The organism is Paenibacillus sp. 01T424 (genome assembly GCF_056398745.1).
Genome location: NZ_JBFTPZ010000030.1, coordinates 51,377 through 66,776 on the forward strand (window position 1 = coordinate 51,377; position 15,400 = coordinate 66,776).

General features: G+C 43.0%; 14 protein-coding genes. 11 read left to right on the forward strand and 3 right to left on the reverse strand.

Annotated features, from left to right (window positions below):
• The first annotated feature begins 136 nt into the window (after nucleotides 1–136).
• Nucleotides 137–1,033: an NAD(P)/FAD-dependent oxidoreductase gene (locus AC1DPK_RS22005; RefSeq protein WP_477511640.1), complete on the forward strand. Its 897-nt coding sequence runs from the start codon at nucleotides 137–139 to the stop codon at nucleotides 1,031–1,033.
• Here AC1DPK_RS22005 and AC1DPK_RS22010 read toward each other — a convergent pair.
• A complete protein-coding gene (locus AC1DPK_RS22010) occupies nucleotides 1,026–1,610 on the reverse strand; it encodes an ATP-dependent Clp protease proteolytic subunit (RefSeq protein ID WP_441886299.1) in 585 nt (194 codons plus the stop codon). The genes AC1DPK_RS22005 and AC1DPK_RS22010 overlap by 8 nt on opposite strands.
• A gap of 180 nt (nucleotides 1,611–1,790) precedes the next feature.
• Here AC1DPK_RS22010 and AC1DPK_RS22015 point away from each other — a divergent pair, with 180 nt between their 5' ends.
• Together AC1DPK_RS22015 and AC1DPK_RS22020 are read left to right on the forward strand one after the other, a co-directional pair.
• Nucleotides 1,791–2,525, forward strand: a complete 735-nt coding sequence (locus AC1DPK_RS22015) for an RNA polymerase sigma factor (RefSeq protein WP_477511641.1) — start codon at nucleotides 1,791–1,793, stop codon at nucleotides 2,523–2,525.
• A gap of 123 nt (nucleotides 2,526–2,648) precedes the next feature.
• Nucleotides 2,649–3,428, forward strand: a complete 780-nt coding sequence (locus tag AC1DPK_RS22020) for a Cof-type HAD-IIB family hydrolase (RefSeq protein WP_441886354.1) — start codon at nucleotides 2,649–2,651, stop codon at nucleotides 3,426–3,428.
• A 64-nt stretch (nucleotides 3,429–3,492) separates the two neighbouring features.
• Here the strand turns inward: AC1DPK_RS22020 and AC1DPK_RS22025 are convergent, their stop codons facing one another.
• Nucleotides 3,493–4,002 carry a C40 family peptidase gene (locus AC1DPK_RS22025; protein ID WP_441886293.1) on the reverse strand — a complete coding sequence of 170 codons (510 nt, stop codon included), beginning with the start codon at nucleotides 4,000–4,002 and terminating at the stop codon, nucleotides 3,493–3,495.
• A 612-nt stretch (nucleotides 4,003–4,614) separates the two neighbouring features.
• Between AC1DPK_RS22025 and AC1DPK_RS22030 the strand changes: the two genes are divergently transcribed.
• From AC1DPK_RS22030 to AC1DPK_RS22045, 4 genes are all read left to right on the forward strand, one after another.
• Complete coding sequence (locus tag AC1DPK_RS22030; protein ID WP_054024760.1) at nucleotides 4,615–4,881, forward strand: CD3324 family protein; 267 nt, start codon at nucleotides 4,615–4,617, stop codon at nucleotides 4,879–4,881.
• A gap of 200 nt (nucleotides 4,882–5,081) precedes the next feature.
• Nucleotides 5,082–5,447: a response regulator transcription factor gene (locus AC1DPK_RS22035; protein WP_076265936.1), complete on the forward strand. Its 366-nt coding sequence runs from the start codon at nucleotides 5,082–5,084 to the stop codon at nucleotides 5,445–5,447.
• On the forward strand, nucleotides 5,440–8,280 hold the full coding sequence (locus AC1DPK_RS22040) for an ATP-binding protein (protein ID WP_477511642.1): 2,841 nt from the start codon (nucleotides 5,440–5,442) through the stop codon (nucleotides 8,278–8,280). Before AC1DPK_RS22035 ends, AC1DPK_RS22040 begins: the two co-directional genes overlap by 8 nt.
• 18 nt (nucleotides 8,281–8,298) lie before the next feature.
• Nucleotides 8,299–9,939, forward strand: a complete 1,641-nt coding sequence (locus AC1DPK_RS22045; RefSeq protein ID WP_477511643.1) for a diguanylate cyclase — start codon at nucleotides 8,299–8,301, stop codon at nucleotides 9,937–9,939.
• Between the two features lie 123 nt (nucleotides 9,940–10,062).
• On the opposite strand, the gene AC1DPK_RS22050 is transcribed toward AC1DPK_RS22045, so the two are convergent.
• The gene (locus tag AC1DPK_RS22050) at nucleotides 10,063–10,353 is read right to left on the reverse strand and encodes a hypothetical protein (RefSeq protein ID WP_441886282.1); all 291 of its coding nucleotides are present in this window, start codon (nucleotides 10,351–10,353) and stop codon (nucleotides 10,063–10,065) included.
• Nucleotides 10,354–10,551: 198 nt separating this feature from the next.
• Between AC1DPK_RS22050 and rpiA the strand changes: the two genes are divergently transcribed.
• The 4 genes from rpiA (at nucleotide 10,552) to AC1DPK_RS22070 (ending at nucleotide 15,396) form a co-directional block, all read left to right on the forward strand.
• The gene (rpiA, locus tag AC1DPK_RS22055) at nucleotides 10,552–11,214 is read left to right on the forward strand and encodes a ribose-5-phosphate isomerase RpiA (protein ID WP_477511644.1); all 663 of its coding nucleotides are present in this window, start codon (nucleotides 10,552–10,554) and stop codon (nucleotides 11,212–11,214) included.
• Nucleotides 11,215–11,295: 81 nt separating this feature from the next.
• Nucleotides 11,296–12,867 carry an ABC-F family ATP-binding cassette domain-containing protein gene (locus tag AC1DPK_RS22060; protein WP_477511645.1) on the forward strand — a complete coding sequence of 524 codons (1,572 nt, stop codon included), beginning with the start codon at nucleotides 11,296–11,298 and terminating at the stop codon, nucleotides 12,865–12,867.
• A 203-nt stretch (nucleotides 12,868–13,070) separates the two neighbouring features.
• Nucleotides 13,071–14,210: an acyl-CoA dehydrogenase family protein gene (locus AC1DPK_RS22065; RefSeq protein ID WP_477511646.1), complete on the forward strand. Its 1,140-nt coding sequence runs from the start codon at nucleotides 13,071–13,073 to the stop codon at nucleotides 14,208–14,210.
• 13 nt (nucleotides 14,211–14,223) lie between these two features.
• Nucleotides 14,224–15,396 carry an acetyl-CoA C-acetyltransferase gene (locus AC1DPK_RS22070; protein WP_477511647.1) on the forward strand — a complete coding sequence of 391 codons (1,173 nt, stop codon included), beginning with the start codon at nucleotides 14,224–14,226 and terminating at the stop codon, nucleotides 15,394–15,396.
• Nucleotides 15,397–15,400 lie beyond the last annotated feature (4 nt).

Below are 15,400 nucleotides of genomic sequence, written 5' to 3' on the forward strand. Positions count from 1 at the left end.
GAGCAGCTGGCTTCTTTTGAAATAGAGACTATCCCTAGCCGTATCCTTATTCCTTCGTATAAGTGGAGAGCCAATTATAAATAATATATAATCAACTGATGTTGTGTACACTAATCCTATTACTGGGAGGTATTTGATGATCTATGATTGTGTAATTGTAGGCGGCGGCATTGCAGGTTTACAGGCTGCCATACAATTAGGAAGATATCGTCATCACGTTGCTGTTATCGATTCCGGTAATGGAAGATCTTCGGTATGCAGAAGCTATCATAATTTGATCGGTTTTCCTGATGGCATTAGCGGGGCGGAGCTTCGCCTTGCAGGGAGAAAGCAAGCAGAGCAGCTTGGAGTCACTTTCATACAAGCTGAAGTTGTACAGGCGGAAAGATTAAATGAGGCTTTTCTTCTGAAAACTTCGGATATGAAAACTTATCATGGTAAGAAGCTGCTTATTGCGACAGGTGTGAAGGATCGGCTTCCGAATTTGGAGATGCTTATTCCATGTTTGGGAACGAGCGTATACGTATGCCCAGACTGCGATGGATACGAAGTACGAGACCAGCCTACGATTGTTCTAGGTGCTGGAAATGCCGGAGCACAAATGGCACTAACACTTACGCATTGGACGGAGGAGCTCATTTATGTAAATCATGAGCTCACACCGATTGAAGAAGAGCTACGACTCAAGCTTGACCAAAAAAGAATCCCCTGTATAGAACAAGCCATTCAAACCGTTCTGATTGAGCGTGAACAATTTATAGGGATAATTCTTGCGGACGGTTCATCTATTTATCGTCAGCGCTGTTTTGTTGCTTTTGGCGGTAATGAGGTTCGTTCCTCCATTGCCAAACAGCTTGGAGTAGAGGTTATGGAGAACAATCATATTGTCGTTGACCCGCGTACCAAGCTTACAAGTGTCGAAGACATTTGGGCCGCTGGAGACGTAACTGCGCATTCTGAAATGTTGACCATAGCAATGGGGGATGGCAGCCAAGCGGCAATATGGATTCATAAGAGCTTATTATCTACATAGAGGTGATGACCTTGTCGATAATTCCATATTCCAATGCCTCTTCCGATGACATATAATAATCACGATCCATATCCTTTTCGATTTTCTCTATAGGCTGTCCTGTTCTTTCTGCACTAATTCGATTCAATTTAGAGCGTATATTCAAAATCCGATTTGCACTTATCGCAATATCACTAGCTTGCCCTTGGACACCGCCATGGGGCTGATGAATCATAATCTCGCTATTAGGCAGCGCAGCACGATGACCCTTCTCGCCAGCAAGCAGAAGTATAGCTGCAAAAGAAGCAGCGAATCCCGTGCAGATAGTGTGTACTGGAGCTTTCACAAATTGCATCGTGTCAAGAATGGCGAATCCGGCAGAAGTGGAGCCGCCTGGGCTGTTAATGTACATCGAGATTTCTTTCTCAGAATCCTCCGCGGTAAGAAATAATAATTGAGCAACGATGCTGTTAGCGACTACATCATCTATTGCAGAGCCCAAAAAAATGATGCGATCCTTCAGCAATCGCGAATAAATATCGTAGGATCTTTCACCGCGGCTGGATTGCTCGACTACATAAGGTACATAATTACTCATCGTATTTTACCTCCAAATGGATGTTGTTTGGTTTCGATTAGTAAACGAATAACAATTAAAAAAAGATACGGGAAAAATTTTTGAAAGAAGCGTATCTTTTGACGCACTTCATTCGTTTACTTCAATAAGGATGTTCTCCTTTTTGAGAAGATGAAGAGAGGTAAATGCCGAGGAGGTATAATGATGAATGAACTGAAATCTTTACCCCATACAGTAGTAAAAAGCACAGAGGCTGACCTTGATCAGCTTCAAAAAACACTTGAGCGATATTGTTTGTTTTTAACAAAATCAAAATGGGATGCAGAGGATTTAGTGCAGGATACATGGCTAAAAGGGCTGCGGGCAGCTGTTGATTCAAATCACAATAATCCGGAAGCTTTGTTGCTGCGCATCGCCAAAAATACATGGATTGACCAGCGAAGAAGAAAAAATCAATATCAACTTCTCATCCAGCAAGCGAAGCCATTGGATATAGCAGCTTATTCAAGCAGTCTTGACCATGAAGAAGCGATGTACGCGCTCTTGCAACATCTGTCACCTTTACAACGAACTGTGTTTCTTTTGCGCGATGTGCTTCATTTTTCAATCGAAGAAACTGCCGAGCGGCTAAATACGACGCCTGGTGCAATCAAGGCTGCCCATTACCGCGCGCGTGAAGCCTTGCAAGCAGTCAAGCGGGAACTGAAGGCAGAGGCTGTTATACTACCTGATGATGAGTATTTGCGAAGCTTCTTAAGAGCGATGGCGGTTGCTTATCAGACGGGGGATGTAGCTCTTTTAGTTGAGCTTGCACAACGAGATATTTCTGAAGCGCCAATCCTAGTAGGTATCGCACAGAACAATAAGCGCAAAGCCTCAAGAAGCGGAGCACATGTGTTTGCTGCTAACCCAGTGAATGTGCAAATGGCTGCATAAGCAATAAAGAAAAAAACCGATGCCAGCAGGCGTCGGTTTATTTGCTGTATGCAGCTCCACGCAGAATTTTATGAAATAAGCTATAATAGAGGAATAGAATATGAAGGATTGAGGCAAACAATGATGACTCGCAAGCTTATTTTTTTTGACATTGACGGTACCTTGGTTGATCACGAGAAGAAAATACCGCCATCTACGCACCAAGCGATTGAGCAATTGAAAGCAGCTGGCCATGAACTCGTTATTGCGACGGGAAGAGGGCCCTTTATGCTGAAGCCCATTAGCGAACAATTAAACATAGAATCCTATGTTAGCTTTAATGGCTCTTACGTGGTGTACAATGGAGAAGTTGTGTACAGCCATTCGATTAATCCTGACCGACTTGCAGAGCTTACGCAAATTACTCTAAATAATAATCATCCTTTAGTCTATATGACACCGGAAGGTATGCGCTCCAGTACACATGAAACCGCTTATTTAGAGGATGCCCACGAACCGTTAAAAAAGAAGCTGCCGCCTATGGAACCTGATTATTATGTAGGAAAAGATATTTATCAGTGCCTGCTTTATTGCAAGCAAGAGGATGAGGGCTGCTACAAGGAAAATTTTTCTGAGCTCGGCTTCATTCGTTGGCATTTGTTTGGCAGTGACATTTTACCGCCTGGTGGCTCAAAGGCAAAAGGAATTCATGCTCTTGTTGAACGATCCGGTTTCGACCGTGAAAATATTTATGCATTTGGCGACGGTTTAAACGATCTGGAAATGATGCAATATGTCTATCACAGCGTTGCGATGGGCAATGCACCCGATGAAGTGAAGCAAGCCGCACGGTATGTAACGAAGGATGTAACAGAGGACGGCATTATGTATGGCCTGCGCATGCTTGGTTTATTAAAAGATTAGGGCAGGCACGCCTCACGGAATAATAAAGGCAGATCTCTTTAATAGAGATCTGCCTATTATCGTACTATTTAATTACGCGTCTAGCAGTTACATAACGCTTGTCCCATGTGCTGCCTTTGAATTTGGAAATGGTTACGCCTACACCTACTCTGTAAGTGTGAAGGAGTTTATCATTACCGATATATATGCTTACGTGATTGATGATGCCATCACGATTCGTGTCAGAGAAAACAAGATCGCCTGGTTTAAGATTGCTTTTCGAAACATAAGTGCCGGATTTCGATTGCTGCTTAGAAGATCTTGGCAAGCTAATGCCATTTTTCTTAAATACGTACTGCGTGAAAGACGAGCAGTCAAACGCGCTAGTAATACCTGATTTTGCACCAAATTTATAAGGCACGCCCAAATATTTTTTTCCAGTTGCAGTGACGCTGTTTGCTTTGGACGTACTTGATACCGTTGCTGCGTTTGCTTCTTGAGGCGCTATGACAGGCACGCTGGCAATGGCAATAGATAAGCTGATTCCAACACCTGCGATAAGTCTACTAATCTTTTTGTTCTTTGTGTTATTCATGATGTTCCTCCTTGAAATTAGGTAGTCTGTGTGATGTGCTAGAAATACCATAACATACATTAAATGCCCACTAATTACCTATGAGGAAGCAAACCCTTGCTGCTGCTGAATAAAAACAACTTTATTAAAAAGTGATGATAAAATACTCACTTTTTCTCACTTGACAGCTGTCCATTTGGTAAAGTTCATTTATAAGTGTTTTTACTCTATCGCCAAGCTGGATACAGGATATATACTGATGAAGTCGGGCCGACGAATCTTGAGGAAAGGAGCTGATCGATTTGATTAACAACTTGGAGGTGATCTCCGTTTAACGGAGATCGCTCATTAGAAGGAGACCGCAAGGTCTCCTTTTTACTTTTAAAAATGTTCTAACCAATATTAATGGAATTATTGTTAAACATTTCTTGTCATCTGAAAATGCTTACAATATAATAAGAAAGTGCAACAAGAAAGAAGTTCAAGTGGAGGGAATAACATCCATGGCTTTTATTGCTTGCAACAAAAACTCAGCGTTACCAAAAATCGAAAGGAGGAAGCAAAAAATGTTGATTAACACTACTGCTGCAAACAATTCTAAAAAGATTAGCTTGTTCGAGGAGGACATTTATTGTGAACTACAAAAATGGGAGAGACGTGCTTCCCCCTAGTCTATTGCAAGAGCTGCAAAAATACATTCAAGGTGATTTGATCTATGTGCCTAAGCTTGCGGAGAAACGTGCGCATTGGGGTGAGGTAAGCGGCACACGGAAACTGCTTGCCGAACGAAACAAAGAAATTTACCTGTATTATTCGAATGGTTGGACTGTTGCTGATCTAGAGCGGAAATATCATTTATCATGCGAAAGCATTCGTAAGATCATTGTTAAATCACGATAATGAAAAAATATTGAAAAAAAGCAGATTGCCGCGAGCATCTGCTTTTTTTGTTGTCATTATTGAGTAAAAAGTAGGATTGACACAACTAAGACAAACCTTTAAGAGGGATTTTTTGTCGAACGTCGAAATGTTAATGGATGTATTTTTGGCGATAGATGTCGAATGAACACTAGAACAAATGGCAGTGGAGGATTAAGAAAATGAAAACATTATTAATTGCAGAAGATGAGCCGGTTCTGCGCATGCTTATTATGGATACGCTCGAAGATGAAGGTTATGCGCTCGAAGAAGCGGCTGATGGGGAAGAAGCGTTACAAAAAATTGTGGACACTAACTTTGATTTAATTATTCTAGACTACATGATGCCTAAGATGACAGGTATTGAAGTCATAGAGAAAACAAGGCTGCTGGAGGATCGCAAGCATTCATGCATTCTTATGCTGTCAGCGAAGAGCCAGCAAGCCGAACAAGAGAAAGTGCTGCTCGCTGGCGCCGATGGCTTTATGTCTAAGCCCTTCAGTCCGCTTGAGCTAATCGATAAGGTAGAGGAGATGTTACGTGGGTAAGCTGCGTCTCTTCTATAAGAAAAGAATTACACGACAGTTCGTAGCGATGATGGTACTTGCTTTATCGCTTATTCTTATTGGGGCTGTTGCCGTGCTGACAATCTCGGTTATGATATTAAAAAATTATGAGTCCGAAACGGTTCAAATGAGAGAGAAGCAAGAGCTTGTCGCGCAAATTGCCGATCATTCCAATGATATTATTTTGAGAGCGCGCGGTTACTATGTCTATTTAACAGATTTCGAATATAAGCAGATTTTTTCGGAGAAGAAGCTGCTCGATCAATCTCTAGCAAAAATCAAAACCTATCCGATTAATGCAACGGAACAAGAAGTGATGAACAATATTGAGTCCTTTTTCGTTGATTACTTTGAAAACATTTTGCCGAAAGCGATTGAATATTCAAAAGCTCAAAATTATGAAGCGCTTCGCGTCCTCGTATCCGCAGGTGAGGATAACCCTGTAAATAAACTAATTAGCTATTCACGTGATTTTGAGAAACAAGTACAGCTGCTTGCTGAGCAAAAAAACGATGAATTATTTCGCAGCCTAACGCTTCAAGCCGTTATATTAATAGGATACATCATTATTATCTTAATTATAGCTTCATTTATTACGAGAAAAGTGGCTAGAGATATTGGCGTGCCGCTCATGAGACTGACGAACCACGCTCGTGAGTTTGCGAATGGTGAATATTCGGAGCCAGAGGATCTCACAAGAGAAGATGAGCTTGGAGAGCTGGCACGAACCTTTAAGAAAATGATGACGCAAATCCAAAGTAAAGAAGAGGAGCTTCTCGCTCAAAACGAAGAGCTTATTGCGCAGCAGGATGAGCTGCAGGCGCAGCAAGAGGAACTGCAGATCGCCGTAGGCGTAATGGAGCAAAATGAGAAATATTTGGAGAAGCGCAACCAGCTTGTACAATCCCTCTCTAATACCCTCGATAAACAAGAGCTGCTGCAAAGCATCATTTCTAATATTGTCGCTATTACCGATTCCGATAAAGGCTTAATTGTGATGATGAATAGAGAGCATGATTGCGCATCCGTAGGGATTTCCAATGCTTCAACCAAACAGTTTATTGAGCAAATGGAAGATGGCATCGTATTACGTGCCTCACAGACCAAACAAGCATACAGTATGATTCGTGAATGTTCACTTGGTGAACAGGGATATCACGATTCTGCTATGAAAGCTACCGATTTAATCTTGCCCATTTTGAATGCATCAGAAGAAATGGTTGCCTGCCTAGTCATTACGAAGGTCAATCGTACGATTACGAAGCAAGAGGAAGAAGAGATCGTTGGCATGATGACACAAGTGTCATTAGCCTTCGATAAACTACATTTGTACGAGCTGTCGGAGAAGCAGCGCTTGATGACTGGAGATATACTGAACACCATTCAAGAAGGCATACAATTGYTTGATCTAGATGGCAGCACGCTTCAAATTAATCACAAAATGGCTGAGATATTCGGATTTTTCAATCATGAAAAAGGGACAATCAATATGCCTTTTGAGCAATTCAAAGGTTTTGTCCAATCCTCTGTTGTTGAATCTGAACCGTTAATTCAATTTATGACTGGGCTTATCTCAAATGGACATTATAATGGCTTGTACAGCATGAACTATGAAATTACAGAACCAGAAAGAAAATTCATTCAAATTTATTGCGAGCCCTTGTACCGCAATGGTCAACAATTCGGGTTATTGCTCGTTCACCGTGACATCACGAAGGAGTACGAGGTTGACCGGATGAAATCTGAGTTTGTAAGTACAGTTAGTCATGAGCTAAGGACGCCGCTTGCAAGTGTGCTTGGATTCGCAGAGCTGCTGCTTCACCGGGAACTGAAGCCGGAGCGCCAGCGGAAATATGTATCGACGATTTATCAAGAAGCAAGAAGATTAACGACGTTAATTAATGACTTTTTAGATTTGCAACGAATGGAATCAGGCAAACAAACGTATGAAATGAAAAGCATATCATTAACGCCATTAATTAAAGAAGCAATCGAAATGCAGCAAATGTCTGCCAGCATCCATCAAATCACGTGGCAAAATGATGCACAAGAAGCAATCGTAATTGCAGATAAAGATAAAATGCTTCAGGTATTCATTAATTTATTGAGCAACGCAATTAAATACTCGCCAAATGGCGGACAAATCACTTTATTTAGCAGCATTAACAAAGATATGATCGTCATTCGTTTAGAAGATCAGGGACTTGGCATACCAAAGGATGCACTGCCTAATCTCTTCAACAAGTTTTATCGTGTCGATAATTCAGATCGAAGAGAAATTGGCGGGACTGGCTTAGGCTTGGCAATCGTAAAAGAGATTGTTACAAGACATGATGGTAAAATAGAAGTTTTTTCCGAGTTCGGACATGGAAGTACCTTTATCGTGACGCTTCCACTGGCTAAGCAGCAAGAACGAATACAAAACGATGAGTTGAAGGAAAATACTTCTTCTGAGACGTCCATTCAAGTGATGCTGATTGAAAACGACCTTAATTTGTCCACTTTACTCCGTGATGAATTGAGGTCTAGTGGATATCATGTTCACCTGTTCACAGAAGGTGGGTTGGCTATGAAAGCAATTGAACAGCTCAAACCTGACATCGTGGTCATCGATCTGATGCTGGAATCAGGAATTACCGGCTGGGATATTATTAGCAAAATCAAGAAATCTGATGTATTGCTAAATACGCCAATCATCATTTCGAGCGCCTTCGAAGAGAAAGAAAAAGCTGCACAATGGGGAATTAATGAATTCCTTGTGAAACCCTATTTACCTGGCAGACTAAGTGCAGCAATCTCTCGTTTGCTGCGATAATAGGGGGAGCCCATTTTCATGAAGACGGAAAAATACAAACAATTAATTCAACAGCGAATTACACAGACGATCGATGATTGGTCCAATCAAACAGCAGTTGAGGAACAAGATATTCATCGGTTTTTCCATAATCTTAAAGGGACAAGCGGTACGATTGGGCTGCATGAGGTTGAAAAGTTTTCGGAATCCAAAGAACAATTGTTTTCTGAAAAAAGCAAAAAAACGTTCATACGCGAGGAGTGGTCAGAGCATTTGCTGCCACTAACGGCCATGTTTCCTCAAGTGCTGCAGCTGCTAGACGGACTCGACAATGCAAATGAAGACCATGCCGATTCCCTTGATGATCATTCAAAGCATCACAATCGTGTACTTGTCATTGATGATGATGTTGAATTTGTAACCTATGTCAAAGAAGTTTTAGAGAAAAATGATTATCCAGTAAGCATTGCTCTGAATGCGGAGCGCGGTTTAAAGCTGTTCTACGAATGGAAGCCTAATCTCATCCTTCTTGATAWTGTGTTGCCCGATCGAAGCGGCATGTATGTTCTTAATCAAATCGTTGATAAGGCGAAGCAGCAGCATATTCCGATTATTATGGTCAGCGGGAATGTATCCGTCGAAAATCAAGTTAACGCTTATCGATCCGGTGCGATGGACTTTCTTGCCAAGCCGTTTGATGTTGAGCTGCTTAAGGCTCTCATCGACAATCGATTTGCGATGAAGATGGACTGGGAACGCTCGATCATTATTGATGAGTTAACAGGCGCTTATAATCGCAAGCATTTCAATCAAATGATGCGGCAGCATATCGACAGCTTTAAGCGCTCAAACGATATTTTCTCACTCGTTATGATTGATTTGGATTACTTTAAACTTGTAAATGATACCTATGGTCATCTTCAAGGGGATGAGGTGCTTCAAGCCTTTGTGGCAACTTCACAACATGCGATCAGGCCAAGAGACATTTTATGCCGATATGGCGGGGAAGAATTTGCTCTCATTTTACCGAGTACGGATGCAGTTCAAGCAGCTTACCTTATGGAGCGTCTGCGCACTAAATTTAATGCTATTAAATTTCAAACGAGTGATTCTAACTTTCAAGTCACATTTTCATCAGGAATCACAGAAATAACGGAACTTAATAGCCATTCTGCTACACTGGTAGATGAAGCGGATCAAGCTTTATACAGTGGGAAACGCGGAGGAAGAAACCAAACGGTTGTTTATTCCAAGGCATTAAACCATTCCAAAAACGAATCGATATTAAACATCATTGTCGTTGATGATGATCCATTAATCCGAGAGATTATCATCAATCGATTTTTTAACTGGAAACCTACGAATCATACGAAGGTAAAAGCAGAAGGTTATGCAGACGGTAGAACGTTCTTATCCTCCAACTGGTACAAAGAGAGTGAAAAGTATATTATCCTGCTCGATGGCTCTATGCCTGATTTGGACGGATTAGAGGTATTAAAGGAGCTGCGCCTCAATTATCCTGAACAACAGCTGTTGATCGTCATGCTGACGGCCCGCAATAATACTTCTGATATCGTCAATGCACTACAAATTGGTGCAGATGATTACGTCGTTAAGCCATTTCATATGCAGGAGCTTGTGCTGCGAATCGAACGATTGGCTAGTCGAATCGTTAACTAGATTAAGGAATAGCACAAAAAATCGCGCTTCGATAAGAAGCGCGATTTTTTTTATAGGGCATCCTTTGATTACAGACTTGCATTCCCTATTAGGGAATAGTATGTTTAGAAAAATTAAACCGAATCAGCGATGGACGGCTTCCGGTAATTCTACAACGGTTTGGGGATACTTATAATCGTTCTGATAACAGTTCGTGTCTGAATCATAAGTAGACTGTGAAAGCTTGTGAGAGATCGCGAATATGGGAAGTTTCGGGTTGACGTGCAGGGAAGAATCATAAAAAGAGCATCGTTCAAAATTAAAGTCCAGCGTAGTGATAATGATGACGCAGTTCGAAAAGGTACACCCGATAAAGCTAAATCCGTCAAAAGCAATCGTTTCATTCGTAAATTGTTCATTCGAAATTGTGTGCATAATCAGCGCTCCTATTCTGTGGTGGGACAACCTAATTGCTAGTCYACCAGATTCGTGATGTGATGTTTGTCGGTTGATGCATGTGAAAATTAATAATTAACGACATAAATAGCGTTCATTTGAGATGACTCTCCATTAATATAGTGAGTACAATATTTTTTTACAAAATACGATTGATTGAGTGAAGGAGCTGTATAAATGGACTCAAAAAAATTAGCCGCCGAAAAAGCTGTCGAGTTTCTTAAGGACGGAATGGTCGTGGGATTAGGAACAGGATCAACCGCTTATTGGGCGATTCAAAAAATCGGCCAAAAAGTAAAGGAGGGCCTATCGATTAAGGCGATTGCTACGTCGAGAGCTTCTGAAGAGCTTGCGATAGAGCTTGGCATAACGATGCTTCCATTCGCAGAGATTGAGCAAATTGATGTGACAATTGACGGCGCAGATGAAGTAAATAACGAATGGAACTTAATCAAAGGCGGAGGAGGCGCGCTGCTCCGAGAGAAAATCGTAGCTGCCGCCAGTAAGCAGCTAATTATCATCGTAGATGAAAGCAAGCATGTCGCGCAATTGGGACGTTTCCCGCTCCCGGTAGAAATCGTTCCGTTTGGTTACGAAATGACAATAAGAAAACTGCGTAATCTCGGCGCTGAGACGACAGTGAGAACGAAAGAAAATCAAATGTTTGTAACGGATAATGGCAACTTTATTGTAGATTGTCAGTTTGGTATCATTTCACAAGCAGAACAGCTGGAACATACATTAAATCTCATCCCTGGTGTCGTCGATAACGGATTGTTTATCGGTATGGCAACTAAGGTCATCGTAGGTTATACCAATGGTACAGTGAAGCTGTTGTAAAGCTGTCTAATAGATGTATGCTGCACTTAGCTTGACACATCACCCGAAAGTGGTTTACAACCATATACAGAGGTGAGCGACATGAGCGTCATTCGGTTGGAGAACGTAACGAAAAAGTATGAAGATACACTTATTTTTCGAGATATTTATTTTCGTATAAGCAAAGGGGAACGAATCGGTCTTATAGGCCGTAACGGCGCAGGAAAATCGACCGTATTTAAACTTATTTTAGGCAGAGAAGAGCCTACAGCAGGGAAGGTAGAGGTTGATCCGAAGGTTAAGGTGAGCTACTTCTCACAGTTCTCAGAGCTTAGCGGCAATCGTTCCGTCAAACAAGAGCTGGAGCTTTGTTATGAGCATATTTGGATCATCGAACGCGAGCTTGGGGAAATCGGAGAAAAGCTTGGTATTACCGTTGATGCTGATGAAATGGATCAGCTGCTGAATCGTCAAGCAGATCTCTTCGAGCAGATGGAGCATCATAATGGCTGGAATGCTGCTGTAGAGATCGATACCGTACTCACTAAGCTTGGATTTGATGAGCAATCGCGTCAACAGCCTATCGATCAATTGTCAGGCGGCTGGCGCAACCGCGCCGCACTAGCCAAAATGTTAATTGAGCTGCCAGACGTCGTACTGCTGGACGAGCCGACGAACTTTCTAGACCTCGACGGGCTGGCTTGGCTGGAGCAATGGTTAAATCGCTTTAGCGGCACAATGATTTTGGTATCTCATGATCGGCAGTTTATTGACCGGGTAGTGACTCGTACCATTGAGATTGAAAATTATCATTTTCAAGAATACGAAGGCAATTATACCGATTATATTCGGAAGAAGAAGCTGCGCAAGAAAGAACTTGATCGGCAGTTCGAATGGGAAGAGGAGCTTCTGCTTATGGAAGCCGAAGAAATCGACAACCGTTCGAGCAGGAAGTCTTCCAAAGATCGTCTGTCGCGGAAGCTGGCTGATATGAAGAAAAGAGTAGAGCCGCATCCTGTAAACGTTCTGATTACTGATATTTATGAAAATTTGCGTTTTCCAGACAACTTATGCACTGTCGATGCAATAAGCAAAAACTATGCTGAGCGTGTTATCTTTCAAGATGTCAGCTTTGATATCCAGAAGGAAGACCGGATTGCTATTATCGGTTCAAATGGCAGCGGAAAATCCACTTTAATTAAAGTGTTAACAGGACAAGAACCGGCTGATTCAGGTGCCGTGCAGTTTAGCAAAGGCGTAAGCTACGCCTATTTCAATCGCATGTGGGACGAGCTCGATCAGAAGGATACGGTAAGCCATGCAGTGAACATCTATGGCCTTGGCCTTAATGCCCCTCGCAAGAAAGTGAATAAATTTCTTTCTATGCTGCAGTTCTCGGAAGCAGACCTTCAAAAAGTGATCGGAAGTTTATCCGGCGGTCAACAGGCACGTGTGGCACTCGCAAAATGTTTACTGTCCGGCGCCGAACTCATCATATTGGATGAGCCTACCAATCATCTGGATTTGACCAGCATACAGGTGATGGAGCAGGCGTTAATTCATTTCCCTGGAGCAGTACTCACCGTAAGCCATGATCGTTTCTTCATTGATAAAATCGCTACAAAGCTGCTGACCTTCGAACCGGGTGGAGTAATTACTCAACAAAGTGTATAGCTCACAGCAAAACATAGTATAAGCCAACCTAATGGGGTTGGCTTTTTTTTGTTTATCCGAGCTCAAATGTTAAAGATAAGCTGCATATAAGGCGAGAGATCGAAGTCATTTTTCAGCGGTCTGTCTTCATATACTACGATACGTGCGGATACCGTCGAACATTGTCCACTAACCATGCCTCTTATAAGAAGGAGTGGAGTGAGATGCAATTTTCTATATCCGATGAGCTGGAAATGACTCGCGCAGTGTTAAGGGAATTTGCAGAAAGCGAGGTTGCAACTAGAGCAGTCGAACGTGATGAGAAGGAGCAGTATGATCGATCGTTATTTGACCAGCTGGCTAAACTAGGCATARCAGGCATACCTATTGATGACTTAAATGGCGGTGCCGGCAGCGATTGGATGACTTTCATTATTGTGATAGAAGAACTGGCTCGTGTCTGCGCTTCTACAGCTGCTCAGCTTGCCGCCCATACGGTTTATGCTGCTATGCCGATTTTCACTTTTGGCGGCGACGCTTTAAAAGCTTTGTATCTTAAGGACCTCGCAAAAGGTGTAAAGCTGGGTGGATGCGCTCTGCCATCGACAGTAGTGGGGAACGAGGGATTGAGCAGCAGCATTTCAGCACGTCGACGAGGAGATCACTGGGAGCTATGTGGCGAGCATAAATGTGTCATTCATGGAGATATTGCGGATTATTGCATTGTTATTGCAAAGACGGAGTTAAAACGAAAGAAATCGTTATGTACTGCTTTTTTAATAGAAACGAGTACAGCTGGATGGCAAATTGGGCAGCGAGTACGAACGATGGGATTGCGTTCTTTCCACATTTCAAATATGAAGCTGGATAAATGTGAGATATCTGAGACAAACAAAATCGGAAAAGATGGTCAAGGATTTGAAATCATTTTGAATTCCATCGATATCGGGCATTTGAGTGCAGCTGCGCAATCCATTGGCATTGCCCAAGGAGCTTTTGAAGCTGCAGCTGCCTATGCCAAGGAACGCAAGCAATTCGGTCATTTAATTGGAAAGCAGCAAGGCATCTCTTTCAAGCTTGCAGATATGGCAACTCAGCTGGAAGCAGCCAGGCTTCTCGCTTATCAAGCGGCGTGGCGCAAGGATGAAGGCTTAAGTTTTGCAAAGGAAGCCGCCATCGCGCGTAAGTTCGCGGCAGAAATGGCTGTTGCCGTTGCGATTGAGGCTGTACAAATATTTGGCGGTTATGGCTATATGCAAGAATATCGGATGGAACGGTTTTTAAGGGATGCAAAATGTGTGGAAACGGGGCTTGGAACAGGCGGGATGGAAGTGGATTGCATCCATCGGATGCTGAAGGAGTAGGAGGTATATCACCATGCGCCAGACCGTTATTATAGGAGGGAAACGAACAGCATTCGGAAAGCTAGGCGGCATGTTCAAAAATGAGAAAGCCGTTGAGCTGGGCGCTGCCGTCATTAAAGGAGCCATGCAGCAAACGGGCATACACGCAAGTCAAGCTGATGCCGTCATGATGGGAATGGTGCTTCAAGCAGGCTGCGGCCAAAACCCAGCTCGACAAGCTGCCATTCTTGCCGGAATCGATTGGAGCGTTCCAGCGGAAACGATTAACAAAGTTTGTGCTTCAGGCTTGCGAGCCATCTCTATGGCAGATCAGATCATACGTGCTGGAGATGCAAACATAATATTAGCTGGCGGAATGGAGAGCATGAGTCAGGCGCCATTTGCTGTTCGAACGGCTAGATGGGGAAACAAGCTGGGAAATGCCGAACTGACGGATTTATTGATTCATGATGGTCTGCTTTGTCCTTTCGAAGATGTCCTGATGGCTGTTTATGGCAACAAAATTGCAACAGATCATAATATTAGCCGAACGGAACAAGATGAATGGGCATTAAGGAGTCATGACCGTGCGAGCTCAGCTGCAAATCTGCGATTATTTGAGGATGAAGTTCAGCCTTACTACACTTCTGCAAACGCTATCTTGGCCATCGACGAAGGGCCACGTTTTAACACGGATTTGTCGAAGCTTGCGCTGCTAAAACCGATTCATGGTCCGAGCGGTACGATTACGGCTGGGAATGCTCCGAGTGTGAATGACGGCGCCGCCGCTATGCTCCTCATGTCGGAGGAAGAAGCGAGACGAGGCGGACACAAGCCGCTTGCCAAAATTATCGGACATAGCACCATTGGTGCAAGTGCTCCTAATTTAGCTGCTGCTCCAGCGCTTGCAATCCAAAAGCTATTGCGAAAAACGGGCATTCCTTTAAAAAACATTGATTTATTTGAGGTGAACGAGGCGTTTGCCTCTGTCATTCTCAGCTGCGGGAAAATAGTAGGCTGGGATGAGGAGAAGGTCAATGTGAATGGCGGTGCGATCGCGCTTGGCCATCCAATCGGTGCAAGCGGCGCAAGAATTTTACTCACTTTAATTTATGAATTGAAGCGCCGCGGCGGCGGTTTAGGCATTGCTGCCATCTGCAGCGGCGGAGCCCAGGGTGATGCCATGCTCATTCAGGTGGAGGGCTAAGGCA

Bases quoted from the DNA above. Each gene is read 5' to 3' on its own strand.
- AC1DPK_RS22025 (WP_441886293.1), bottom strand. From the start codon at position 4,002: ATGAATAACACAAAGAACAAAAAGATTAGTAGACTTATCGCAGGTGTT.
- AC1DPK_RS22005 (WP_477511640.1), top strand. From the start codon at position 137: ATGATCTATGATTGTGTAATTGTAGGCGGCGGCATTGCAGGTTTACAG.
- AC1DPK_RS22035 (WP_076265936.1), top strand. From the start codon at position 5,082: ATGAAAACATTATTAATTGCAGAAGATGAGCCGGTTCTGCGCATGCTT.
- AC1DPK_RS22015 (WP_477511641.1), top strand. From the start codon at position 1,791: ATGATGAATGAACTGAAATCTTTACCCCATACAGTAGTAAAAAGCACA.
- AC1DPK_RS22050 (WP_441886282.1), bottom strand. From the start codon at position 10,353: ATGCACACAATTTCGAATGAACAATTTACGAATGAAACGATTGCTTTT.
- AC1DPK_RS22020 (WP_441886354.1), top strand. From the start codon at position 2,649: ATGACTCGCAAGCTTATTTTTTTTGACATTGACGGTACCTTGGTTGAT.
- AC1DPK_RS22060 (WP_477511645.1), top strand. From the start codon at position 11,296: ATGAGCGTCATTCGGTTGGAGAACGTAACGAAAAAGTATGAAGATACA.
- AC1DPK_RS22070 (WP_477511647.1), top strand. From the start codon at position 14,224: ATGCGCCAGACCGTTATTATAGGAGGGAAACGAACAGCATTCGGAAAG.
- rpiA (WP_477511644.1), top strand. From the start codon at position 10,552: ATGGACTCAAAAAAATTAGCCGCCGAAAAAGCTGTCGAGTTTCTTAAG.
- AC1DPK_RS22010 (WP_441886299.1), bottom strand. From the start codon at position 1,610: ATGAGTAATTATGTACCTTATGTAGTCGAGCAATCCAGCCGCGGTGAA.